We start from the raw sequence: 5100 nt of genomic DNA, 5'->3' as shown, positions 1-5100 counted from the left end.
GTTCGTCCAGACCGGGGCGCAGCAGCTCGTAATGGCGGCGGATTTCAGCTTCATCGATCATGCCGCCAAGTCTAACCGCTCAGCCCACCCCTGAGAATCGCCTACCCGCAGTTGCGATCAGGCGATTCTGTTGTTTTGGCCAAAGCCCTAAGGCCGGGCTATCCCTATGGCAGACCCTATGACTATCCAACGCATTGAGGTGATCACGGGCCTGGAGCGGCGGCGGCAGTTCAGCGATGCGGAGAAACTGCGGCTGGTCGAAGAGGCGTTTCAGCCGGGCGTCAAGGCGACCGAAGTCGCCCGGCGCCTGGGCGTGGACGTCAGCCTGCTGTACCGCTGGCGCCGCCAGTTCTTCGGTCAGCAGCCCCGGCTGCCGGCCTTCATGCCGATCACCGTCGCCACCGACGCTGCGGCACCGGAGGAGATGACGGAGCCGACGGCGGCGCCCGCGGCCCCACCAGCCGGTCTCATCGAGGTCGAGTTCGCGACGGCGCGCTTGCGCATCACCGGCGCGGTCGATCCGGCCCTGGTCGGCACGGTGATCGCCGCGCTGTCGGGACGGTCGGCATGATCCCGGTGCCCTCGGGCGTGCGGGTCTGGCTGGCTGGCGGGGTCACCGACATGCGGTGCGGGATGAACTCGCTGGCGCTGAAGGTCCAGGAGGGTCTTGGCCGCGATCCTCATGCCGGCGATTTATACGTCTTCCGTGGGCGTCGCGGGGATTGAGCGTCATTCAGCATACAGTTTCGAGTCGGCTCGCGTGGAGTATCGGTGGCACCCGCTGTACGGGAAGACATTGAGGGTGGTGAGCCGGACAGTACGTGGTGGCCACTCCGTCCTGTGGCTCGAGGAATGCCCCGATACCGCCCGGGAATTGCCGGCCTGGATGTGCGACGCGGCCTACTGCCTTGATATGGCGGCATTGGGTCCGCCGCAGACCACAGTTGCAGCCCTTAGCGCATTGGCGGCAGTTCTCTCGGATCTGCGGGACTCGATCGGCGACGGCGCAGCATCGGACAACTCACCCACGGAGGAGGTTGCCGATGACCAGACGACCGCGGCCGACGTCCCAACTCTCGCTTGCTCTCTCTGTTCCGCTTCAAGACATCGCCGTTCCGGACGAAGTCGTGCAGGTACTGGCGGATCTCCTCTTGGAAGCTGTGGGCGCCCATCTCGACATGGAGAACAGGGAGGAGGCCCATGAGCACCAAGATCACCGTTGATCATCTGGGCCGCGGTGCCGCGATCTATGTTCGCCAATCCACACCTGGTCAATTGATCAACCACACGGAAAGCCGTCGCCGACAGTATGACTTGGCTGACGCCGCACGGGCGGCTGGGTTCGTCGATGTCATGATCATCGATGAGGACCTTGGCCGCTCCGGTTCCGGCCTCGAATGCCGTCCTGGCTTTCAGAAGCTGGTGGCGGCGGTCTGCGCCGGCACCGTCGGTGCCGTCTATTGCATCGAGGCATCGAGGCTGGCCCGCAACGGCCGGGATTGGCACCACCTCATTGACCTTTGTGCTCTGGCTGGGGCGTTGGTTGTCGACCCAGATGGGGTCTATGATCCAAGGCTGCTGAACGACCGCCTTCTGCTCGGCCTGAAGGGAACAATGTCGGAGTACGAACTCAGCCTGCTGCGTCAACGCGGCATCGAAGCCCGAGACGGAAAAGCCCGCAGGGGGGAACTGCGGTTCACGCTACCGCCCGGCTACTGCTGGAACGAGGCCGGACGGATCGAAATCGATCCTGACGAGCGTGTTGCCGGCGCGATCCGGATGCTGTTCAGCAAGTTCCGAGAACTGGGCAGCGCCCGCCAGGTTTTTCTCTGGGCGCGCGCCGCCGAACTGTCGCTCCCCGTCGTGCGGCGCAACCTCATCGCCTGCAAAATCCTCTGGCAGCCGCCGGCGTACCACACGGTGATCCAGGTCCTGCAGAACCCGATCTATGCCGGCGCCTATGTGTTCGGCCGGCGGGGTAACCGGACTCGCGTTGTCGAGGGCCGGGCTCGGAAGACGAGCGGGCATAAACGGGAGCGCACCGAGTGGAATACCCTGCTGCGCGACAACCACGAGGGCTACATCACCTGGGCCGAGTTCGAGGAACATCAGCGCATGCTGGAGGAAAACGCCCACATGCAGAAGCGTGCCGCCCGCAAGGCCGGCCGGGGCGGCCGGGCACTGTTGACCGGGCTGGTCCGGTGCGGGCACTGCGGTCGCAAGATGCGGGTCTTCTACGGCATGCAGTCGGGGCATGCGCACCGTTACCAATGCCGAGGTGACGATGCCCATGTCGGTGTCGGTCTGTGCATCGGCATCGGCGGTATTCGTGTCGATCGGGCGGTCGTGGCGCAGATGCTGGAAGCCGTCTCTGCCAGAGCGGTGGAGGCTGCCCTGCTTGCCGCCGACCAGGCGGCTGCGGCGGGGGCGGAAGAGCGGGCAGCGCTGGAGCGCGAGTTGGAGGCGGCCCGCTATGATGCCTCGTTGGCGGCTCGCCGGTACGACCTCGTGGAGCCGGAAAAGCGCCATGTCGTGAGAGAACTGGAAGCGCGCTGGAATACGGCTCTGGAACGGGTGGCGCAGATCGAACGTCGGATTGCCGAGGCCGAGGCGCGCTCATCGGCGCGCCCAAGGGTGAACAGGGCGGCTCTTCTGGGGTCGGCTCACGATCTGTCGGCGGCCTGGAATGCACCGACAGCGGACGCGCGAACTCGGCAACGTCTGACCCGGCTGCTCGTGGAGGAGGTGGTGATCGACCTCGACGACGCGGCGCACGAGGCGGTGCTGCGGATTCATTGGATAGGTGGCCGACACACCGAACTGCGTGTCCCACGGGCCAGGACCGGGCGTCGAGCGGACAAAGCACATCCAGGAGCGGTGGAGGTCGTGCGCAAGCTGTCCGGACATTGGCCGGATCATGAGATCTCCGTCACGTTGAACCGCATGAAGTGCCGGAGCGATAACGGAGAGACCTGGACGACCGTGAAGGTTCGGCTGTTGCGGGAGCGACTTGGCCTTTCCAATTTCGACCCGACCGTGCCCCGTCCCGAGACGCTGACGGCCGACAAGGCGGCGAAGCGGCTCGGCATCTCCATTCCCTCCGTGCACCGCCTTATTCAGCGTGGGATCCTGCCGGCAACGCAGCTTGTCCCATCAGCCCCGTGGCACATTCCCATGGCAGCCTTGGACACGGACGCCGTGCAAACGGGCGTGAACGAGATAAAGGCGCGACGCCCGAAGAACCTCGTTGATTATCAAAGAGATGAGACGATGCGGCTGCCAGGATTGTGAAAGGAGGGATGCACTATGTCACGCAATTCGGCGACATGGTGAAGTGCCTGTGGCATGATGGGCTCGGCATGTCGCTTTACGCCAAGAGGCTTGAACGGGGCCGTTTCATCTGGCCCAGCCCGGCCAGCGGAGCCGTGGCCATTTCCGCGTCCCAGCTCGCGTATCTGCTCGACGCCATCGACTGGCGCAATCCGCAGCAAACCTGGAGGCCGCGCTCGGCCGGATAGGCTGCGGCACAGTGAATCAACCCGCCGCTCTCCGGCAGGAAGAGCGAGGATCGGTGCGGGTTTCCAGGTACAATCCGGCCCCATGGACGCCCTTCCCGACACCATCGACGCCCTGCGCGCCGCGCTGATCGAAGCGCGTGGCCGGGCTGCGTTGGCGGAGGCGGACGCCGCCCAGGCGCGGGCCGAACGATCCGGCGACCAGGCGCTGATTGCCAGCCTGAAGCTCCGGATCGAGAAGCTCCAGCGCGACCTCTACGGCCGGCGCTCCGAACGGACCTCCCGACTGCTCGACCAACTCGAATTCCAGTTGGAGGAGGCGGAGGCAAGTGTCGGCGAGGACGACCTGGCGGCGGAACAAGTGACCGAGGCGACCGGCGCGGCCCGCATCACCCGCAAAGCGCCGTCGCGCAAGCCGTTCCCGGCGCACCTGCCGCGCGAGCGCGTCGTGATCCCGGCGCCGGCGGCGTGCCCATGCTGTGGCTCGACCCGGCTGTGCAAGCTGGGCGAAAGCATCACCGAGACGGCCGAGCGCATTCCCGCGCGGTGGACGATCATCCAGACGGTGCGTGAGAAATTCTCCTGCCGGGACTGCGAGACGATCAGCCAGCCGCCGGCACCGTTCCACACCACGCCGCGCGGCTGGGCGGGGCCGAACCTGCTGGCCACGCTGCTGTTCGAGAAGTTCGGCCAGCACCAGCCGCTGAACCGCCAGTGCGAACGCTTCGCCAGGGAAGGCATGGAGATCAGCCTGTCCACCGCGGCCGACCAGGTGGGGGCGGCCTGCGGGGTGCTGAAACCGCTGCTCGACCGGCTCGAGGCGCATGTGCTGGCGGCGGAGCGGCTGCACGGAGACGACACGACCGTGCCGGTGCTGGCGAAGGGCAAGATGTGCGCGATGACCGGCCGTTCGGCGGCGGGGCGGCGCCGGCGGCGGTGTTCCGTTACTCCCGCGACCGTGGCGGCGGGCATCCCGAGGCACATCTGGCCGGTTGGGCTGGAGTGCTGCAGGCCGACGCCTATGCCGGATACAACCGCCTCTACGACACGAGCCGGCGGCCGCAGCCCGTGGCCGAGGCCCTGTGTTGGGCGCACGCGCGTCGGAAATTCTTCGAGCTGGCCGATATCGCCGCCAACAAGCGGCGCGGCAAAGGAGCGCCGCCGATTTCCCCGCTGGCGCTGGAGGCGGTGCGGCGCATCGACCCGCTGTTCGACATCGAGCGTGAGGCGCTGGGGCGTTCGGCGGCCGACCGTCTGGCGGTGCGCACCGAGCTGTCCAAGCCCCGGGTCGAGGAGCTGGAAACCTGGATGCGGGCGGCCCGGGCCGGGATGTCGAAGCACGCGCCGGTGGCCAAGGCGATGGACTACATGCTGACCCGTTGGGCCGGCTTCACCCGCTTCCTGCGTGACGGACGGGTCTGCCTGACGAACAATGGCGCCGAACGAGCGTTGCGCGGCATCGCTCTGGGCAGACGGGCATGGCTATTCTGCGGCTCGGATCGAGGCGGGCAGCGCGCTGCCGCCATGTACAGCTTGATCGTGAGCGCCAAGATGAACGACATCGATCCCCAGGCGTGGCTGGCCG

General features: G+C 66.6%; 4 protein-coding genes and 1 pseudogene. All 5 read left to right on the top strand.

Annotated features, from left to right (window positions below; all coding sequences use genetic code 11):
• Positions 1 to 178: 178 nt before the first annotated feature.
• Positions 179 to 571, top strand: coding sequence for a transposase (locus tag AAG816_RS27390; protein ID WP_341992887.1), 393 nt, complete (start codon positions 179 to 181; stop codon positions 569 to 571).
• On the top strand, positions 568 to 726 hold the full coding sequence (gene tnpB, locus AAG816_RS27385; RefSeq protein WP_012977096.1) for an IS66 family insertion sequence element accessory protein TnpB: 159 nt from the start codon (positions 568 to 570) through the stop codon (positions 724 to 726). The genes AAG816_RS27390 and tnpB (AAG816_RS27385) overlap by 4 nt, the downstream gene beginning before the upstream one ends.
• Before the next feature lie 474 nt (positions 727 to 1200).
• The gene (locus tag AAG816_RS27380; protein WP_341992886.1) at positions 1201 to 3291 is read left to right on the top strand and encodes a recombinase family protein; all 2091 of its coding nucleotides are present in this window, start codon (positions 1201 to 1203) and stop codon (positions 3289 to 3291) included.
• Between the two features lie 8 nt (positions 3292 to 3299).
• Positions 3300 to 3518, top strand: a complete 219-nt coding sequence (gene tnpB / locus AAG816_RS27375; protein ID WP_341992885.1) for an IS66 family insertion sequence element accessory protein TnpB — start codon at positions 3300 to 3302, stop codon at positions 3516 to 3518.
• Positions 3519 to 3600: 82 nt separating this feature from the next.
• A pseudogene (locus tag AAG816_RS27370) lies at positions 3601 to 5100 on the top strand (IS66 family transposase); the annotation flags it as partial.

It is taken from the genome of Azorhizobium sp. AG788, assembly GCF_943371865.1.
In the GTDB taxonomy this organism is placed as follows: Bacteria; Pseudomonadota; Alphaproteobacteria; order Rhizobiales; family Xanthobacteraceae; genus Azorhizobium.
This window is presented reverse-complemented; position numbering and strand designations above follow the sequence as displayed.

What these genes read in the sequence shown, in the direction of transcription:
- tnpB (WP_341992885.1), top strand. Translation starts at nt 3,300, where the DNA reads ATGCACTATGTCACGCAATTCGGCGACATGGTGAAGTGCCTGTGGCAT.
- tnpB (WP_012977096.1), top strand. Translation starts at nt 568, where the DNA reads ATGATCCCGGTGCCCTCGGGCGTGCGGGTCTGGCTGGCTGGCGGGGTC.
- AAG816_RS27380 (WP_341992886.1), top strand. Translation starts at nt 1,201, where the DNA reads ATGAGCACCAAGATCACCGTTGATCATCTGGGCCGCGGTGCCGCGATC.
- AAG816_RS27390 (WP_341992887.1), top strand. Translation starts at nt 179, where the DNA reads ATGACTATCCAACGCATTGAGGTGATCACGGGCCTGGAGCGGCGGCGG.